The following is a 200-nucleotide window of genomic DNA, read 5'->3' as shown; positions in this document are numbered from 1 at the left end:
ACCATTAGCTTAAGACAAGGGTGTCCATTGTGAGGTGGAATCTGAAGGAAGTCGGCGGCAAAGCCTTGGTCTGAGGTACACGAATTGTATTTGAGGCTTAACTCTATGGGTAAACTTGCATATCAAAGTAAAGCCCTAAACTATCCGAAATAGAGAAAGTAAATGCGGCAGATATATGAGGCGAAAGTACGTGTTCTTAC

It is taken from the genome of Clostridium sp. HBUAS56017, assembly GCF_007115085.1.
Classification (GTDB): Bacteria; Bacillota; Clostridia; order Clostridiales; family Clostridiaceae; genus Clostridium; species Clostridium cibarium.
Note: the sequence above shows the minus strand (reverse complement) of the source record.